Genomic DNA, 15,657 nt, shown 5'->3' with positions numbered 1-15,657 from the left:
AGGAACCCATGATCGAACTCGGCGGCATCGCCGCGGACGACCCGAGGGCGGACGCGGACGTCTTGACGACAGAAGCGCTCGGCTTCCTCGAGACGCTCCATCGGCGATTCGACGCGCGCCGCCGGGCGCTCCTCGAAGAGCGGGCCGCACGCCGCGCCGAGCTCGCGGCGGGTGGCTCCCTGGCCTTCTCGGAGACGACCGCCGCCGTCCGCGCCGATCCGTCCTGGCGGGTCGCCGATCCGGCCCCCGGGCTCCTCGACCGCCGCGTCGAGATCACCGGGCCCCCCGACCGCAAGATGACCGTCAACGCGCTCAACAGCGGGGCCAGGGTCTGGCTCGCCGACTTCGAGGACGCCAGCACGCCGCACTGGCGCAACGTGATCGGCGGCCAACGCAACCTGATGCATGCGCTCGACCGCACGATCGACTTCGACGACGCCAACGGCAAGGCCTACCGGCTGGGAGCCGAGCTCGCGACCGTCGTCGTGCGGCCCCGAGGCCTGCATCTCGAGGAGAAGCACCTGCGCGTCGACGGGGATCCGATGTCCGCGTCGCTGGTCGACTTCGGCCTCTACCTGTTCCATTGCGCCCGCCGCCAGCTCGCCCAGGGGCGCGGCCCGTACTACTACCTGCCCAAGCTGGAGCATGCCGCCGAGGCCCGGTTCTGGAACGACGTGTTCCTGGAGGCGCAGGCCACCTTGGGCCTGCCCGTCGGCACCATCCGGGCGACGGTGCTCATCGAGACGATCACGGCGGCCTTCGAGATGGAGGAGATCCTCTACGAGCTGAGAGAGCACAGCGCCGGGCTGAATGCGGGCCGATGGGACTATCTGTTCTCGATCATCAAGAACTTCAGCCGCGCCGGCGACGACATGATCCTCCCGGACCGGGCATCGGTCACGATGGAAGCTCCCTTCATGCGGGCCTATGCGGAGCTGCTCGTCAGCACATGCCACCGTCGGGGCGCGCATGCGATCGGCGGGATGGCGGCGATGATCCCCGACCGTCGCGATCCCCAGGCCAACGAGCGGGCGCTCTCCCAGGTCCGCGCCGACAAGGAGCGGGAGGTCGCGATGGGCTTCGACGGCTCGTGGGTGGCTCATCCCGATCTCGTGCCGGTATGCCGGAGCGTCTTCGACGCCGCGCTCGGGGAGGCGCCCCATCAGATCGATCGACGCAGCGACGACGTGCACATCCGTCCCGGAGAGCTGCTGCGTGTCGCATCGGCGGGCGCCCGGCGCACCCTGACGGGACTGCGCCACGATGTCGCCGTCAGCCTGCGGTATCTCGAGGCGTGGTTCCACGGGACCGGAGCGGTCGCGATCTTCGGTCTCATGGAGGACACCGCGACGGCCGAGATCTCGCGGTCGCTCCTCTGGCAGTGGATCGCCAACGGCGTCGTGCTCGATGACGGATCGCCGGTGACGGTGGAGCTCGTGCGGCGCGTGATCGAGCAGGAGCGCGAGGCCGTCGCGTCGGAGGCGGGCGCGGAGCGAGTCGCGACGGCGGAATGGCTGCTCGCGGAGAGCCTCCTGGGCGAGCTCATCGCCGCCGCGACGCTCGAGGAGTTCCTCACCGTCCCGGCGTACCGATCGGTGCCCTGAGAACCGGAAGGCGGACAGAGTGGCTACAGAAGGCATCACAGTGCCCCGCGTCGTTCGATCGGGAGGATTGCGGCGACGCGTCTACGCACGGCGCGAGCCCTCCCGACGTCTCCGCACGCTGCTCGGCGGAGTCGGCATCGTCGCCGTGCTCCTGATCTGGCAGCTCTGCTCGAGCACTGGCCTGATAAAACCGATCATCCTGCCGTCGCCGATCGCGATCGTGCAGGCCTCCGGAAGGCTCGCAGCATCGGGCACGCTGTGGACGGCGTCCTGGGAATCAGCGCAGCTGTACGGCATCGGATTCGGTATCGCGCTGGTGTCCGGGCTCCTCTTGGGGCTGATCCTGGGATGGTATCGACGTGCGGAAGCGGTTCTCGACCCGCTGCTGTCCCTGCTGTACGCGACCCCGCATCTCGCCCTGCTGCCGCTGATCACGGTCTGGTTCGGCATCGGCATCGGTGCGCAGATCGCGCTGGTGATCCTCATCTGCATCTTTCCGATCATCATCAACACCGCCGCCGGCGTCTCCGCCATCGATCGCGAGCACATCCGTCTCGCGCGCAGCCTGCTCGCCACGAACGTGGACGTGCTCCGGACGATCGCCCTGCCCGGAGCGATTCCAGCCGTCGTGGCCGGCATCCGACAGGGACTGGTGCTCGGCCTGATGGGTGTCGTGGTCGCGGAGTACTTCTACGGGAACAAGGGGCTCGGCGGGCTCATCTTCACCTCGAGCCTGACGCTGAACACCGCGGACGCATTCGTCGGCGTGTTCATGTTCGCCTTCGCCGCCCTGCTGCTGACGGCGCTGCTGCGGCTCCTGCAGAAGCGGATCGACCGATGGAGGGCGTGACGGTGGTGCCGCACGTGGACGAGCGCAGCGCCGAGGCCGGCGAGCAGCCGCCGAAGCACCTGTCCGTGCGGGGGCTGCGGAAGTCGTTCGATCGAACGACCCGACGATCCCGCGAGACCGTCCACGTCCTCAGCGACATCACCTTCTCCGTCGATGCGGGCGAGTTCGTCACGCTGATCGGCCCCTCGGGATGCGGGAAGTCCACGCTGCTCAACTGCATCGCGGGGCTCTCCGACTGGGACGCCGGATCGATCAGCTTCGAGGGAGAGGAGATAACGGGCCCGGGTGTGGAGCGGGCGTTCGTCTTCCAGCACGCCTCCCTCCTGCCGTGGCGCACGGTCTCCAAGAACGTCTCGTACGGTCTGGAGCTGCGCAGGCAGTCCTCCCGAGCGGAAGTCGCCGCTCGGACGGCCGCCGCCCTCGAGCTCGTCGGCCTGGCAGCCTTCGCCCAGCACTATCCGCACGAGATCTCGGGCGGGATGCAGCAGCGGGTGAACCTGGCCAGGGCGCTCGTCCTCGAGCCGGAGATGCTGCTCATGGACGAGCCCTTCGGAGCACTGGACGCGCTCACGAAGGAGACCCTCCAGGACGAGTTGCTGTCGCTGGCGGGCAGGACCCGGCGAACGACCCTGTTCGTCACCCACGACATCCAGGAGGCCGTGTACCTGGCGGACAAGGTCATCGTGATGTCGCCGCGGCCCGGCCGGATCGTCGCCCAGATCGACGTGCCGTTCGCCTACCCTCGCAGCCGCGAGGTGACCGAGGTACCGGAGTTCATCGCCATCGAGCGGCAGCTGCGGGCGATGGTGCGCGGCGAGGAGGGCGCCGATGCTCGTTGACCACCAGACGCACTGGCACCCGCTCTCCTACCTCGAACGCATGAACGCCCGTCCGGGGTTTCCGGCGGCGGACATCGGGGCCGAGTCGGTCGGACTGACGCTGGCGGGCGGGCAGCGGTGGACGCTGCCCAGGGCGCTGTTCGACATCGAGTACAGCATGTCGAGCATGGACCGACACGGCATCGACGCCATGGTCTCCAGCCCGATCTATTTCGCCGCGTTCCACGGGTTGAGCGAGGCGGAGGCCGAGGACGCCGCATCCTTCGTCAACTCCGAGACCGCCCGCATGCAGGCGGACAGCTCCGGACGTCTCGTCGGGCTCGCGGTCGCGCCGATGCAGTATCCGGCCGTCGCGGACAGGGTCGTCCGTCGCGCGGCGGACCTGGGGCTTCGCGGCGTGTGCGTCCTCTCCAACTACGACGGGGAGACGCCGACCGCCGGACGCCACCTGCCGGTCTATCGCGCCATGGACGAGACGGGGCAGGTGTGCGTGCTGCATCCGGCGATGCGTGCACGGTCGTACGAGGCGGACGCCGGGATCGTGGTCGAACGCGGCCTGGACTGGATGCACGACACCGCGCACGCCGCACTGTCGATGGTCGCCTCGGGCATTCTCGACGAGTGCCAGAACCTGTCGGTGCTCCATCCCCACGCAGGCGGCGTGCTCCCGTACGTGTGGGGTCGAGCCGCGGACATCTCCGGACGGGATCTGCGGAGCTATCTGCGCACGCGCTTCTATGTCGACACCGCCGTGAACACGCCGGGTGCACTGGATTTCGCGATCCAGCTCTACGGAGCGGACCGGGTCGTCTTCGCCACCGACGACCCCTTCGTGCCCCGCGATCGCTCGATCCCCTTTCAGCGCGGAGAGCTCGGCGACCGGGTCGAGGGGGTGTCCGGCAACCAGATCGCACAGCTCATGGGATCATGACCGACCTTCGGTCCCTCCGCCACGCTCCCCGGAGCGACGCGCGAGGCGATCGCCGGCGAGTCCACCGTGCGCATGCCGGCGTCAGTCCGTCTCCTTCGGAGAAGCATTGCGCACGGCGTCCAGCGCCGCCGCGAGCGCGGCGTCGCTGAACCGCGCGAGCGGGGCGATCACGGCCACGATCCCGATGGCGTCACGGTCGCCGTGATAGAAGGGAGCCGCCACTCCCCAGCTCTGGCTGTCGGTCTGGCTGACGCTCACCGCGTATCCGTCCGTGCGAGCGGCGCGCACCTTCTGCGGGTCGACCGCCGGCTCGTGCTCGTCGGCGAAGAACGCGTCGAACACCGTGGCGATCGATCCGTTGTCGCGAGGAAGCACGTGATCGACCGGGAACGTGACCTTCAGCGGATGCGGTGAGTCGACGAGGTCGGCGATGACGGGCAGGCCGGTGCTCGCGTCGGGCAGCGCGAAGATCGACGTCTCCGCCGTCACGCGGGTGAGCTCGGTGAGCACCGGGCGCGAGATGTCGCGGATGTCGAAGGTCTTCGCCGCCCGCTCGCCCAGTCGCACCGCCGCAGGCCCGAGACGATACCGCCCTGCGGGGCGGCGCACGAGATAGCCGGCCTCGGCGAGCGCCTGCAGCACCCGGTTCGCCGTGCTGACGGGAAGCTCGAGCCGGCGCGCGACCTCGCTGGAGCCCCACTCGGGCGTGCGCACGGTGAACAGGTCGAGGATGCGCAGCGCCTTGCGCAGCGAGTCGGCACCTGTAACGGGCATTGGCCCCCCATCTCCGTCACCGAGTTGTAACACGGGCATCTTGTCCACGTCACGCCCAGGTCGTAGCCTGTCCATATTGTGATAGCTCATCCTACCATATGGGAATTCAGATGATGTCCACCTCGAGCCGCAGATGGCGTGCCGCCTTCTCGGAGGTCTGGCCTCCGCTGCTGACCTTCGCCGTCGTCATCGCGGCCTGGCAGATCGCCGTCCCCCTCCTGAACGTCCCGCCGTATCTCCTGCCGACGCCGTCGCAGATCGTGCAGAACCTCGTCGCCCGCTTCGGCTCGTACGTCGCGGACACCGCCGTGACGGTGTGGGAGATCCTCCTCACGTTCGGTGTCAGCGTCGTCATCGGCGTCCCGCTGGGGGCCCTGACCTACCAGTCGCGGATGTTCCGACGTGCCGTCTACCCCCTGCTCGTGGCAAGCCAGACGTTTCCCAAGCTGGCGATCGGGCCCTTGTTCATCATCTGGTTCGGGTTCGGGCAGTTCCCGATCATCCTCGTGGGCGTGCTGCTGACGTTCTTCGCCATCACCTCGACGACTCTCGTCGGGATGCGGGAGGTCACCCCCGACAGCATCGATCTCGCTCGCATCATGGGACTGAACGGCTGGCAGCGCTTCACCCGCATCGAGGTGCCGCAGGCCCTGCCGAGCATCTTCGGCGGCCTGCGGCTCGGCACCACGCTCGCCGTGATCGGCGTCGTCGTGGCCGAGTTCCTCGGCACCAACGCGGGCCTCGGGTACCGCATCATCAACGCCACCGCCACCGCGAACACCGTGTCGCTGTTCACCTGCCTGCTCCTCCTCGTGATCGTGGGCCTCGTGTTCTACGGCGCCGTCGCACTCGTCGAGTGGCTGTGCCTGCCGTGGCGCCGCTCGCAGAACCTGCCCCTCGAACAGATCGCTTCGACCACGCCCTGAGCCCTCCGCATCACACACACACCCGTAAAGGAGTCACCTCATGAACGTCCGCATTCCTCTGGCCGCCGCCGCCCTGACGGTCACGGCGCTCGCCCTGACCGCATGCGACGGGGGCAGCGACACCTCGGCCGGCACCGACCTCACCCCCGTCACCGCGATCGTCTCGAACCCCTTCTCCGTGGGCCAGTTCTACGGCCTGTACCTGCTCGGCGAGCAGAAGGGGTTCTTCGAGGACGAGGGCATCGACGTCACGTTCCAGGAGGGCACGGGCTCCGCCACGAGCGCCCAGGTCGTCGCCGCGGGCAACGCCGACTTCGGCCTCAACATCGGTCTGGTGGCGGTCGTCAACAACGACGACAGCGGTGCCGACCTGAAGATCGTCGCCCGCGACTCCGCCGTCTCCACCTACGCGGTCGTCTCCCTCGGCGCCGAGATCGAGGACCCGAGCGACCTGATCGGGAAGACGATCGGTCTGCCCGAGGGCACCACCCAGGCGATCCTGTGGTCGACCTTCCTGACGGAGGCCGGCATCGACCCGAGCGAGGTCTCCACCGTCAACGTCAGCCCTGCCAACGCGGTCACCACCCTCGCGCAGGGGCGCGTGGACGGCATCGTCACCTATGAGACCTCGGCCGTGCCCGCGCTGGCGGAACTCGGGGAGGATGACCCCAGCGTGCTCTCGTTCAACGACTACGGCGTCGAAGTCATCCCGGATGCGGGCGTCGTCGCCAGCGGCACGACCATCGAGGAGAACCCGGAGCTGGTCGAGCATTTCGTGGCCGCCGTGGAGAAGTCGATCGCCTACGCCATCGAGCACCCCGACGAGATCTACAGCGCCGGTTCGGCCGCCTACCCCGACTCGTTCACGGAGGGAGTCGTCAGCGGCCAGACCGCCATCTCGGCTCAGGCCTTCGCCGACACCACCGCCGACGACCAGCCGTACGTCTACACCGACCTCGACGCGCTCACCTCGACGCTGGAGATGCTGCGCAGCGGCGGCGTGCTGAGCGCGGCCGGGGATGCGGAGACCTACGCGACGAACGACTTCGTGCCTGCGCAGCGGTGACGCGGATGACGAGCACGCAGGTGGCGGTGACCGACGTCACCAAGGTCTACCCGACGAAGGGAGGGGGCGGGCACAGAGTGCTGGGGCCTCTGTCCCTCCAGATCCCGCAGGGCCAGTTCGTCTCCGTCCTGGGACCGAGCGGATGCGGGAAGAGCACCCTGCTCCGCGTCGTCGCGGGTCTGACCGCTCACACCTCGGGCGGTGTGACGATCGGCGGCGCGTCCGTGCGCGGTCCGCAGACCCAGGTCGGGCTCGCCTTCCAGGCGCCCGTGCTCCTCGAGTGGCTCACGGTCCGGAAGAACATCGAGCTGCAGGCCGTGAACCGGTCGATGGACTCACGCTCCGCTCAGCGACGCACCGACGAGCTGCTGGCGCTGGTGGGCCTCGAGCCCGAGATGGCCGCCCGACGCCCCTCCCAGCTCTCCGGCGGACAGCAGCAGCGCGTCGCGATCGCGCGGGCGCTGCTGCATTCACCGGAACTGGTGCTGCTGGACGAGCCGTTCGGCGCGCTGGATGCCATCACCCGCGACCAGATCGCCGACGACCTGCAGAAGCTGTGGCGCAGCATGAACGTCACGGTGATGCTCGTCACCCACAGCATCGAGGAGGCCGTCTTCCTCTCCGACCGTGTCGTCGTCATGTCGGGGAGGCCCGGCACGGTCAAGCTCGATCTCTCCATCACCCTCCCCCACCGGGACTTCGACGTGCGCGACACCGAGGAGTTCCGTGGCTTCGCCCACGTTCTGCGCGAAGCCATCGACCACTGAGCGCCCCCCACGAGAAAGGCTCCCGATGACCGAGATCAACGAGCTCATCCAGCCCGTCACCGAACGGTTCTTCACGTTCACCCCCGACCTCGACGAGGTGGTCGCCGAGGGGCAGAAGGCGATGCCCGGGTGGCTCCCGCCACGGTCCGGAATGCGACGTTTCGCCGCTCCGGCCGATCTGACCCTGCGGTCCGGGTTCACGGTGTTCGGCGACAACATCCGCGGCGACACCTCCTACTGGACGAAGGAGGTGTGGTGCGTCCTGGAAGGACGGGCGGTGCTGGAGATCGAAGACCTCGAGACGGGCGAGAAGTCCGAGCACCGGGTCGCGGCCGGCGACGGCGTCTACTTCCCCGAGGCGGTACGGCTCACGGTCGTGACCGGCGACGAGCGCCTGGTCATCTTCTATTGCGCGGTGCCCGCTTCGGCGCGCGACTCCCACTGGATCGCCGCGCTCACCCAGCAGGACATCGACAACGCGAGGATGCGGCTGGCCTTCGAGGCCGGGCGCGCCTGAACCACATCAGAAGGAGCATCTCAATGACACGAACGATCATCCTGGGCGGCACGGTCGTGCTCGAAGGGCGCTACGCCGACGTCGACATCGCGGCGGAGGACGGGATCATCACCGAGATCACGGCGCACGGCAGGAGCGGACGCGGCGACGTGATCGTCGACGCACGCGGAAAGATCGTCATCCCGGGGATCATCGACACCCACGTGCACTGGCGCGAGCCGGGGTACGAGGACAAGGAGGACATCGTCACCGGGTCGACGGCGGCCGCGGCCGGCGGCATCACGACGGTGGTCGACATGCCCAACACCGATCCGGTGCCCAACACGGTGGAGCGCGTCCTTCAGAAGCAGGAGCTGTTCGAACGCCGTTCGATCGTGGACTTCAACAACTGGGTCTCGCCGACGCGTCTGGAAGAGGTCCAGCAGATCGCCGCGACCGGCGTCGCCGGCTTCAAGATCTTCATGAAGTCCGCCCACTATCCCTATGACACGGAGGCCTCCGTCGTCGACCCCGCGATGCTCCTCGAGTCGTTCCGCGAAGTGGCGAAGACCGGCCTGCCGCTGCTGATCCACCCCCATTTCCAGCCGCTGTTCCAGGCGAAGATGCAGGGCATCAAGGAACGCGGGGCGGGCACGATCTACGACTACGAAGAGGCCGTGTACTCCGATGAGGACGTCACCGAGACCGTGGGGATCGCCCAGGTCGCCTTGTACGGGCGCGCGACCGGCGCCGACCTGCGCATCCTCCACATCCGCAACGCGCCGCAGCTGCGACTGGTGCGCGCGCTGAAGGCCGGCGGCTACAGGATCACGGCCGAGGCCAACCCGTGGGCGATCTTCGAGCTGCGCAAGGATCTCGTGCCGCAGCAGAACGTCGACGACAACCTGGAGGCGCTGAGCGACGGGACCATCGATCTCATCGCCTCGGATCACGCCCCCCAGACGTGGGAGGAGGTCGAGGCGGCGAAGAACAACGCCTACGAGTCGGTCACGATCGGATATCCGCTCAACGAGCACTACCTCTCGATGTATCTGACCGAGGTCGACGCCGGTCGCCTGGACCTGCTGCGCCTCGTCAAGCTGACCTCGGAGAATCCGGCTCGGCATCTGGGCGTCTACGGGCGCAAGGGAGTCCTCCGGGTCGGCGCCGAATTGGACGCCGCCATCGTCGACCTGGACCGTGAGGCCACCCTCGGCGTCGACTACCCGGTGTACTCGAAGATGGGGCACACGCCGTACGAGGGCAAGCGGATCAAGGGCCGTCCCGTGGCGACCGTCCTGCGCGGCGAGCTGATCATGCACGAGGGCGAGGTGCTCGGCGCTCCGGGCTTCGGGCGGATCGTCTCCCGCGGCTGACGGCGGCGGCATCCCGGGCGAGCGGGCCTCACCGGGCGCGGGACGTCACAGGATGCTGCGGATCGTGCCGCCGTCGACGCGCACCGCGGCGCCGTTGGTCGCGAGGGACTCGTCCGAGACGAGGTAGAGGATCATGCTCGCGACCTCCTCGGGCGTCGCCGGCCGGCCCAGCAGCGAGTTCGGCCGATGGGCAGCGACGAACTTGCGGCCGGCGTCGTCGAGGTCTGTCGCCCGGCCGGCGGCCACGTCCATCTCGAGCATGCGGCTGAAGCCGTCGCCCGAGGTGGGGCCGGGCAGCACCGTGTTGACGGTGACCCCGGTGCGAGCGGTCGCGACCGCCAGCCCGCGCGCCAGTCCCAGCTGCGCGGTCTTGGTGACCGAGTACGACGACAGCGGCTCGGTGACGTCGACCGCGACGTCGCTGGAGATGAAGACGATGCGGCCGTGTCCGCGCTCGATCATGCCCGGCAGCAGCGCCCGGCACAGGCGGATGCCGGCCAGCAGATTCGTCTCGAACGTCTGGAACCACTCGTCGTCCGTGATCTGGGTCCAGTCCGGCGTGAAGATCATGGTGGCGGCGCCGTTGACGAGGATGTCGACGTCCGTCACCTCCGCGAGCACCTCGGCCACGCCGGCGGCCGTGCCGACATCGGCGTGCACGGCTCGCAGGTCGATGTCCTCGCCCAGCCGCTCGCGAAGTCCGGCGGCGGCCTGCGCGAGCCGCTGCTCGTCGCGGCCGTTGATGGTGACCGTGCCGCCGCGGCGCAGAATCCCCTCGGCCGTCGCGAGGCCGATGCCGGCAGTGGATCCCGTCACGAGGGCGTGGCGGTGTGAGAGTGAGTGGGACACGGAGTTCTCCTCTGGTGGGGCGTCGATGGTCGGCGATCGCTCAGCGCACCGGCGCGGCACGATCGGGAAGGGTGGGCGTATCGCGGATCAGGCGCTGCGTGTAGTCCTCGCGCGGACGATCGAGGACCTCCGCGGTCCGACCGCTCTCCACGATCCGTCCCTGGTTCATGACGAGGACCCGGTCCGCGATCTGGCGCACGAGCGCCACGTTGTGGGTGACGAACAGCATCGACATGTCGCGCTCGCGCTGCAGCCCGGCCAGCAGGTCGACGACGGCGGCCTGGATCGACACGTCGAGGGCGCTGGTCACCTCGTCGCAGATGAGCACGTCGGGACGGCAGATCAGCGACCGCGCGATGGCGACGCGCTGCCGCTCGCCGCCCGAGAGGTCGCGGGGCGTCAGGCCGGCGGCGCGCGCCGGCAGCCCCACGCGATCGAGCACCTCCGCCACCGCCGCCGCCGTCTCGCGACGGTCGTGCGAGAAGAAGATGTTGTAGGGCTGTGCGACGATGTCGCGCACGGTGCGTCGCGGGTTCAGCGAGCTGTGGGGGCTCTGGAACACGTACTGGAACGCACGCCGCAGCTCGGTGCGGCGCCGGCGGGCGCGGGTCGGGACCTGTTCGCCGTGGAGCAGGATGCGACCGCTGTGCCGGTCGTGCAGACCGATGAGGCACCGTGCCAACGTCGACTTCCCCGACCCGGACTCGCCGACCAGCGCCAGGCACTCGCCCCCGTCCAGGTCGAAGCCGATCCCGTGCAGCACGGTGCGGTCGCCGTGCGCGGCCGACAGCTCCCGCACCGACAGCAGCGGCTCCGCCGACGCGGCACGGGCCGGCGGAGCCGGGCTCGTCCGCTCGCGCAGCGACGGGACCGCTGCCAACAGCTCCCGCGTGTACGCATGCGCGGGAGCCGCGAAGACCTCGGCCACGCGGCCCTCTTCGACGATCCGGCCGGCGCGCATCACGAGCACACGATCGGCGAGCTCCGCGACGACGGCGAGGTCATGGGTCACGTAGAGCACGCCCACCGCATGGGTCGCGCACAGAGTGCGGATGAGATCCAGGATCTTCGCCTGCGTGGTGACGTCGAGACCGGTCGTGGGCTCGTCCATCACGAGGACCTCCGGCCGGAGGATCATCGCCATGGCCAGCGCCACCCGCTGCTGCTGGCCACCGGAGAGCTGATGCGGGTAGCGGTCCTGGAACTCGCGATCGCCGGGCAGGCCGACGTCGGTGAGCGCCGTGGTGACGAGCTGCGCCTTCTGCCGTGCCGCCGTGCCCGGCCGATGCACCTCGATCACCTCGCGCAGCTGGCGTCCGATCCGCAGCGCGGGGTTCAGGGCCACCGACGGGTCCTGGGGCACGTACGCCACGGTCCGGCCGCGCAGGGATCGCCGAGCGGCGGCGTCCATCGCGAGCACGTCGCCGTCGCGCACCCGGACGCGCCCCGCGGTCAGCCGCGCCCCCTGCCGGGCGTATCCGAGCGTCGCCATGCTGACCGTCGTCTTCCCGGATCCGGACTCGCCGACCAGGGCGACGATCTCCCCCGCCGTCACTGCGAAGGCGACCTCCGACACGATCCGCTGACCGTTCGTGAGCCGCACCTCCAGCTCCGCCACGTCGAGGGCGGGCGCCGGGCTCGCCACGAGATCACTCATCGCCCGCCTCCACCCGCGCCACCGTGCGGGACACGCCGTCCGCGATCATGCTGACCGCGACCGCGAACACCGCGATGCACACCGTCGGCACGAACGTCGCCAGCGGCTGCTGGACCAGTCCGAGCCGGTTCTCGTTGATCATCAGGCCCCAGTCCGCATCCGGCTGCTGGATGCCGTACCCCAGGAAGCTGATGCCGGCGATCGCGCCGATCGACCACACGACGCGCAGCGCGTACTCGACCAGCAGCGGCGCGCTGATGTTCGGAAGCACCTCGCGCAGCAGGATCGCCCGGCGCGGCACGCCCAGCGCCTCCGCCGACTGGATGAACTCGCGCGAGGCCACATCGGCCGTCACGCCCCGCACCACCCGCGCCACCTGCGGCACGTGGGCGATGCCCACCAGCAGGGTCACCAGCCACAGCTGCGGCCCGATCAACGACACGAACAGCAGCACGAACACGATCGTGGGCAGCGCGAGGAGCACGTCCATCGTGCGCATCAGCACGTCGTCGAGCCGGCCGCGCGAGTATCCGGCCACCATGCCCGCCAGCGCGCCGAGCACGATGCCGACGGTCGCGGCCAAGAACGACATGATCATGACCGTGCGGCCGCCGTCGAGGACGCGCGAGAGCACGTCGTGCCCGAGGTAGTCGGTGCCCAGCAGCGCGTCCGCCGAGGGCGGCGCGAACGGCTTGCCGATGAGCTGTGCGACACCGTAGGGCGCGATCACCGGGCCCACGAACGCGACCAGCAGCACGAGGGCCAGCAGCGCCAGGCCCACGCGCGTGCGCGTGCGCCGCAGGCTCCGGGCGATCAGCCCGCGTCGCCGGGCGACCGGGGCCGCCACCGTCGGCGCGATGTCCGTCGTCGTCATCGTCCCGCCCTCCTCATCGTGTGCGCAGCGTCGGGGTCACGGCCACGGTCAGGACGTCCGCGATCAGGTTGAACACCACGAAACCGGCGGCGATGATCATCACGATCGCCTGCAGGATCGGCACGTCGCGCTCGCCGATGGACTGCACCAGCGCGCTGCCCAGGCCCGGATAGTTGAACAGCGACTCGATCACCACGAGGCCGCCGAGCATGAACGCCATCGACAGGGCCGCGCCCTGGATGGCGGGGACCATGGCGTTGCGCAGCGCGTGGCGCCACAGCACGAGCCGCGGGGGCAGCCCCTTCAGCCGCGCCATGACGACGTAGTCCGAGCCGAGGGCGTCGAGCATGGCGGCGCGTACGAGGTTCGACAGATACGGCACGACGGAGGCGGCGAGGGTCAGCACCGGCAGCACCAGCGACAGCGGCTGCTGCAGCGGGCTGGTGCCCTGCGTCACCGACGCGGTCGCCGGCAGGACGCGCAGCATCGAGGTCGAGAACAGCATCACCAGCAGGATGCCGACGACGAACTGCGGCAGGCTCGCCAGCACCATGGTGGACGCGTGGAAGGCGCCGTCGATCGGCCCGCGGGGGTGCCGCGCCGCCCAGATGCCGAGCGCGAAGGACGCCGGGATGCAGACGATCCCGGCCAGCGCCATCAGGATCAGCGTGTTCGCCAGGCGCGGTGCGATCCATGCCCAGACCGAGTCGCCGGTCAGGTACGACTCGCCGAAGTCGCCGACCGCGACCCCGCCGAGCCAGCGCAGCAGCCGGACGATCATCGGATCATCCAGGCCGAGCTGGCTCGACAGGGCGGCCACCTGGTCCGGGGTCGCCTGCGAGCCCAGGATGAGCTGCGCGACGTCGCCGGGCAGCAGATCGACCGCGATGAAGATCACCACGGCCACCCCGAGCAGCGTCACCACGCCCAGAAGCAGACGGCCCAGCGCCCAGCGCAGCAGCCGTCCTCGTGCTGCCGCGGGTCGTGGTCGGTCGGGCCGGCCGACCACGACCGTGGGCGTGCGCGCCGTACCCGTGAGGTTCGTCATCCGATGTAGCCGACCTCGTTCATGGTGCGCGTAACGGTCAGACCGCTCCGGGCGACCGTCGGCCATCCGCCCAGCTTGCTGCTGCTGGCGAAGAGCGTGTCGGGGAACGCGGGGATGATGTAGCCGCCGCGCTCGAACATGATCTGCTGCATGTCGGCCGCGCACTGCGTGCGCGTCGCGTCGTCGGTGGCGCTCGAGACGGTCTCCCACAGCGAGGTGTACTCGTCGTCGTCCCAGTGCGTCGCATTCGAGGATGCGGTCGGCGCGTCGAGCGCGGAGACGGCGGTGGTGTAACGGGCCGCCGGCTGCACGATCTGCGAGAACGGCCACTGCAGGTAGTTGGCGCCCAGCAGCGTCGCGACGTCGACCTCGTCGACCTGCACCGTCGCCCCGAACTCGGTGGCGCTCTGCGCGAACACCTGCGCCGCGGCGACCGAGCCGGGCGTCAGCTCGCTCACCGTGATCGTGACGTTCAGATCGGACTTGCCGGCCTGCTTGAGCAGCGATCTGGCCTGGTCGACGTCGCGCTCGCGGACGAGGTCGGAGGCATACAGCGGGTCGTACAGCGCATACAGGTCGTTGCCGACCTGCGCGTAGCCGTTGTAGGCGGAGTCGACGATCGCCTGCCGGTCGACGCCGACCTGCAGCGCCTGGCGCACGAGCGGGTCGGCGAGGTCGCCCTCGTCCACGCGCATCGTCATCGCGGAGTACCCGCCGCCGGGCAGGTCGTAGAACGTGAGATCCGGGTTCGACTGCACCGTCGCCGCGCTGCTCGGCGACAGCTGCGACACGGCGTCGATCTGCCCCGACAGCAGGGCGTTGGTCATCGCGCTCAGGTCGCTGATGATCGGCAGCGTGATCGAGTCCAGCAGCGCGATCTGGCCGTGGTAGTCGTCGAACCTCTCGACCTCGCCGGTCACGCCCGCGGTGAAGCTCTTGTACTTCCACGGCCCGGTGCCGACCGGGTCGGCGGGGTCGTAGTCGGCGGGCACGATCCCCAGCGCCGTCCCGTCGGAGACGGCGATGTCGAACCAGCCGGTGGGACGGTTCAGGTCGAACCGGACGGTCAGGTCGTCGAGCTTCGTCATCGACTCGATCATCGACACCTGGCCGGCGCCCACCGCGCGGTTCGCGGGGTCGAGCACACGGGTGAACGAGGCGATCACGTCGTCCGCGCTCACGGTCTTCCCGTTGTGGAACTCGATGCCGGACTTCAGACGAACGGTCCAGCTCGTGGCGTCCGCATTGGCCGAGAACTCCTCCGCGAGCACGTTCTCGAGCTCGAACGAGCCGTTGAGCACCGCGAGCTGCTCGTACAGCATCCCGGCCCATTGGATGGTGACGGGGTCGAGCGGGGTGTGCGCGTCCATGCTGCTGAACGCGCTGCCGCCGATGAGGCCGTACGCCATGGTGCCGCCGCGCGTCAGGGCGACCGTCGCGCTGGCGGTCGAGGTCCCTCCGCCCGGCGCGCACCCGGCCAGCCACGATCCGCCGGCCAGCAGCAGGGCGCTCGCCCCGCCGTACTGCAGGAGCTGACGCCGCGTGAGGCCGCGGTGCTCGCGTGATTCGAGGTGCAGGTCGTTCATCTTCGTCTCCGTCT

15 protein-coding genes are annotated in these 15,657 nt (G+C 69.5%); 9 read left to right on the top strand and 6 right to left on the bottom strand.

What is annotated here, in order from left to right; translation table 11 throughout:
* The first annotated feature begins 8 nt into the window (after positions 1 to 8).
* The 4 genes from aceB (at position 9) to QM626_RS03710 (ending at position 4,224) form a co-directional block, all read left to right on the top strand.
* Complete coding sequence (gene aceB / locus QM626_RS03725) at positions 9 to 1,604, top strand: malate synthase A (RefSeq protein WP_415074110.1); 1,596 nt, start codon at positions 9 to 11, stop codon at positions 1,602 to 1,604.
* Positions 1,605 to 1,671: 67 nt separating this feature from the next.
* A complete protein-coding gene (locus QM626_RS03720) occupies positions 1,672 to 2,454 on the top strand; it encodes an ABC transporter permease (protein ID WP_415074108.1) in 783 nt (260 codons plus the stop codon).
* Positions 2,442 to 3,293, top strand: coding sequence for an ABC transporter ATP-binding protein (locus tag QM626_RS03715; protein WP_415074106.1), 852 nt, complete (start codon positions 2,442 to 2,444; stop codon positions 3,291 to 3,293). The genes QM626_RS03720 and QM626_RS03715 overlap by 13 nt, the downstream gene beginning before the upstream one ends.
* Positions 3,283 to 4,224 (top strand): amidohydrolase family protein, encoded by a 942-nt coding sequence (locus tag QM626_RS03710; RefSeq protein WP_415074104.1) that lies wholly within the window; start codon positions 3,283 to 3,285, stop codon positions 4,222 to 4,224. Before QM626_RS03715 ends, QM626_RS03710 begins: the two co-directional genes overlap by 11 nt.
* 81 nt (positions 4,225 to 4,305) lie before the next feature.
* Here the strand turns inward: QM626_RS03710 and QM626_RS03705 are convergent, their stop codons facing one another.
* On the bottom strand, positions 4,306 to 4,998 hold the full coding sequence (locus QM626_RS03705; protein ID WP_415074102.1) for an IclR family transcriptional regulator: 693 nt from the start codon (positions 4,996 to 4,998) through the stop codon (positions 4,306 to 4,308).
* Positions 4,999 to 5,111: 113 nt separating this feature from the next.
* Between QM626_RS03705 and QM626_RS03700 the strand changes: the two genes are divergently transcribed.
* Genes QM626_RS03700 through QM626_RS03680 form a run of 5 tightly spaced genes read left to right on the top strand, consistent with a single transcriptional unit; the run spans position 5,112 to position 9,629 of the window.
* Positions 5,112 to 5,924, top strand: a complete 813-nt coding sequence (locus QM626_RS03700) for an ABC transporter permease (RefSeq protein ID WP_415074100.1) — start codon at positions 5,112 to 5,114, stop codon at positions 5,922 to 5,924.
* A 40-nt stretch (positions 5,925 to 5,964) separates the two neighbouring features.
* Positions 5,965 to 6,990: an ABC transporter substrate-binding protein gene (locus QM626_RS03695; RefSeq protein WP_415074098.1), complete on the top strand. Its 1,026-nt coding sequence runs from the start codon at positions 5,965 to 5,967 to the stop codon at positions 6,988 to 6,990.
* Between the two features lie 5 nt (positions 6,991 to 6,995).
* On the top strand, positions 6,996 to 7,757 hold the full coding sequence (locus QM626_RS03690) for an ABC transporter ATP-binding protein (protein ID WP_415074096.1): 762 nt from the start codon (positions 6,996 to 6,998) through the stop codon (positions 7,755 to 7,757).
* A gap of 25 nt (positions 7,758 to 7,782) precedes the next feature.
* Complete coding sequence (locus QM626_RS03685; protein WP_415074094.1) at positions 7,783 to 8,274, top strand: cupin domain-containing protein; 492 nt, start codon at positions 7,783 to 7,785, stop codon at positions 8,272 to 8,274.
* A gap of 23 nt (positions 8,275 to 8,297) precedes the next feature.
* Positions 8,298 to 9,629, top strand: a complete 1,332-nt coding sequence (locus tag QM626_RS03680; protein ID WP_415074092.1) for a dihydroorotase — start codon at positions 8,298 to 8,300, stop codon at positions 9,627 to 9,629.
* 45 nt (positions 9,630 to 9,674) lie between these two features.
* Here QM626_RS03680 and QM626_RS03675 read toward each other — a convergent pair whose 3' ends face one another.
* From QM626_RS03675 to QM626_RS03655, 5 genes are read right to left on the bottom strand one after another with little or no spacing between them, the layout of a single operon-like run.
* A complete protein-coding gene (locus tag QM626_RS03675) occupies positions 9,675 to 10,478 on the bottom strand; it encodes an SDR family NAD(P)-dependent oxidoreductase (protein ID WP_415074090.1) in 804 nt (267 codons plus the stop codon).
* 40 nt (positions 10,479 to 10,518) lie between these two features.
* On the bottom strand, positions 10,519 to 12,135 hold the full coding sequence (locus QM626_RS03670) for a dipeptide ABC transporter ATP-binding protein (RefSeq protein ID WP_415074088.1): 1,617 nt from the start codon (positions 12,133 to 12,135) through the stop codon (positions 10,519 to 10,521).
* On the bottom strand, positions 12,128 to 13,009 hold the full coding sequence (locus QM626_RS03665; RefSeq protein ID WP_415074086.1) for an ABC transporter permease: 882 nt from the start codon (positions 13,007 to 13,009) through the stop codon (positions 12,128 to 12,130). Before QM626_RS03665 ends, QM626_RS03670 begins: the two co-directional genes overlap by 8 nt.
* A gap of 13 nt (positions 13,010 to 13,022) precedes the next feature.
* Positions 13,023 to 14,057: an ABC transporter permease gene (locus QM626_RS03660; protein WP_415074084.1), complete on the bottom strand. Its 1,035-nt coding sequence runs from the start codon at positions 14,055 to 14,057 to the stop codon at positions 13,023 to 13,025.
* Entirely contained in the window at positions 14,054 to 15,643 is a 1,590-nt protein-coding gene (locus QM626_RS03655; RefSeq protein ID WP_415074082.1) for an ABC transporter substrate-binding protein, read from the bottom strand. Before QM626_RS03655 ends, QM626_RS03660 begins: the two co-directional genes overlap by 4 nt.
* Positions 15,644 to 15,657 lie beyond the last annotated feature (14 nt).

This window comes from Microbacterium sp., assembly GCF_047606385.1.
Taxonomy (GTDB): domain Bacteria; phylum Actinomycetota; class Actinomycetes; order Actinomycetales; family Microbacteriaceae; genus Microbacterium.
Note: the sequence above shows the minus strand (reverse complement) of the source record. Positions and strands in the feature narration are given on the sequence as shown.

Coding starts and splice junctions, on each gene's coding strand:
- aceB (WP_415074110.1), top strand. CDS start 9: ATGATCGAACTCGGCGGCATCGCCGCGGACGACCCGAGGGCGGACGCG.
- QM626_RS03715 (WP_415074106.1), top strand. CDS start 2,442: ATGGAGGGCGTGACGGTGGTGCCGCACGTGGACGAGCGCAGCGCCGAG.
- QM626_RS03710 (WP_415074104.1), top strand. CDS start 3,283: ATGCTCGTTGACCACCAGACGCACTGGCACCCGCTCTCCTACCTCGAA.
- QM626_RS03705 (WP_415074102.1), bottom strand. CDS start 4,998: ATGCCCGTTACAGGTGCCGACTCGCTGCGCAAGGCGCTGCGCATCCTC.
- QM626_RS03700 (WP_415074100.1), top strand. CDS start 5,112: ATGTCCACCTCGAGCCGCAGATGGCGTGCCGCCTTCTCGGAGGTCTGG.
- QM626_RS03695 (WP_415074098.1), top strand. CDS start 5,965: ATGAACGTCCGCATTCCTCTGGCCGCCGCCGCCCTGACGGTCACGGCG.
- QM626_RS03690 (WP_415074096.1), top strand. CDS start 6,996: ATGACGAGCACGCAGGTGGCGGTGACCGACGTCACCAAGGTCTACCCG.
- QM626_RS03685 (WP_415074094.1), top strand. CDS start 7,783: ATGACCGAGATCAACGAGCTCATCCAGCCCGTCACCGAACGGTTCTTC.
- QM626_RS03680 (WP_415074092.1), top strand. CDS start 8,298: ATGACACGAACGATCATCCTGGGCGGCACGGTCGTGCTCGAAGGGCGC.
- QM626_RS03670 (WP_415074088.1), bottom strand. CDS start 12,135: ATGAGTGATCTCGTGGCGAGCCCGGCGCCCGCCCTCGACGTGGCGGAG.
- QM626_RS03665 (WP_415074086.1), bottom strand. CDS start 13,009: ATGACGACGACGGACATCGCGCCGACGGTGGCGGCCCCGGTCGCCCGG.
- QM626_RS03660 (WP_415074084.1), bottom strand. CDS start 14,057: ATGACGAACCTCACGGGTACGGCGCGCACGCCCACGGTCGTGGTCGGC.
- QM626_RS03655 (WP_415074082.1), bottom strand. CDS start 15,643: ATGAACGACCTGCACCTCGAATCACGCGAGCACCGCGGCCTCACGCGG.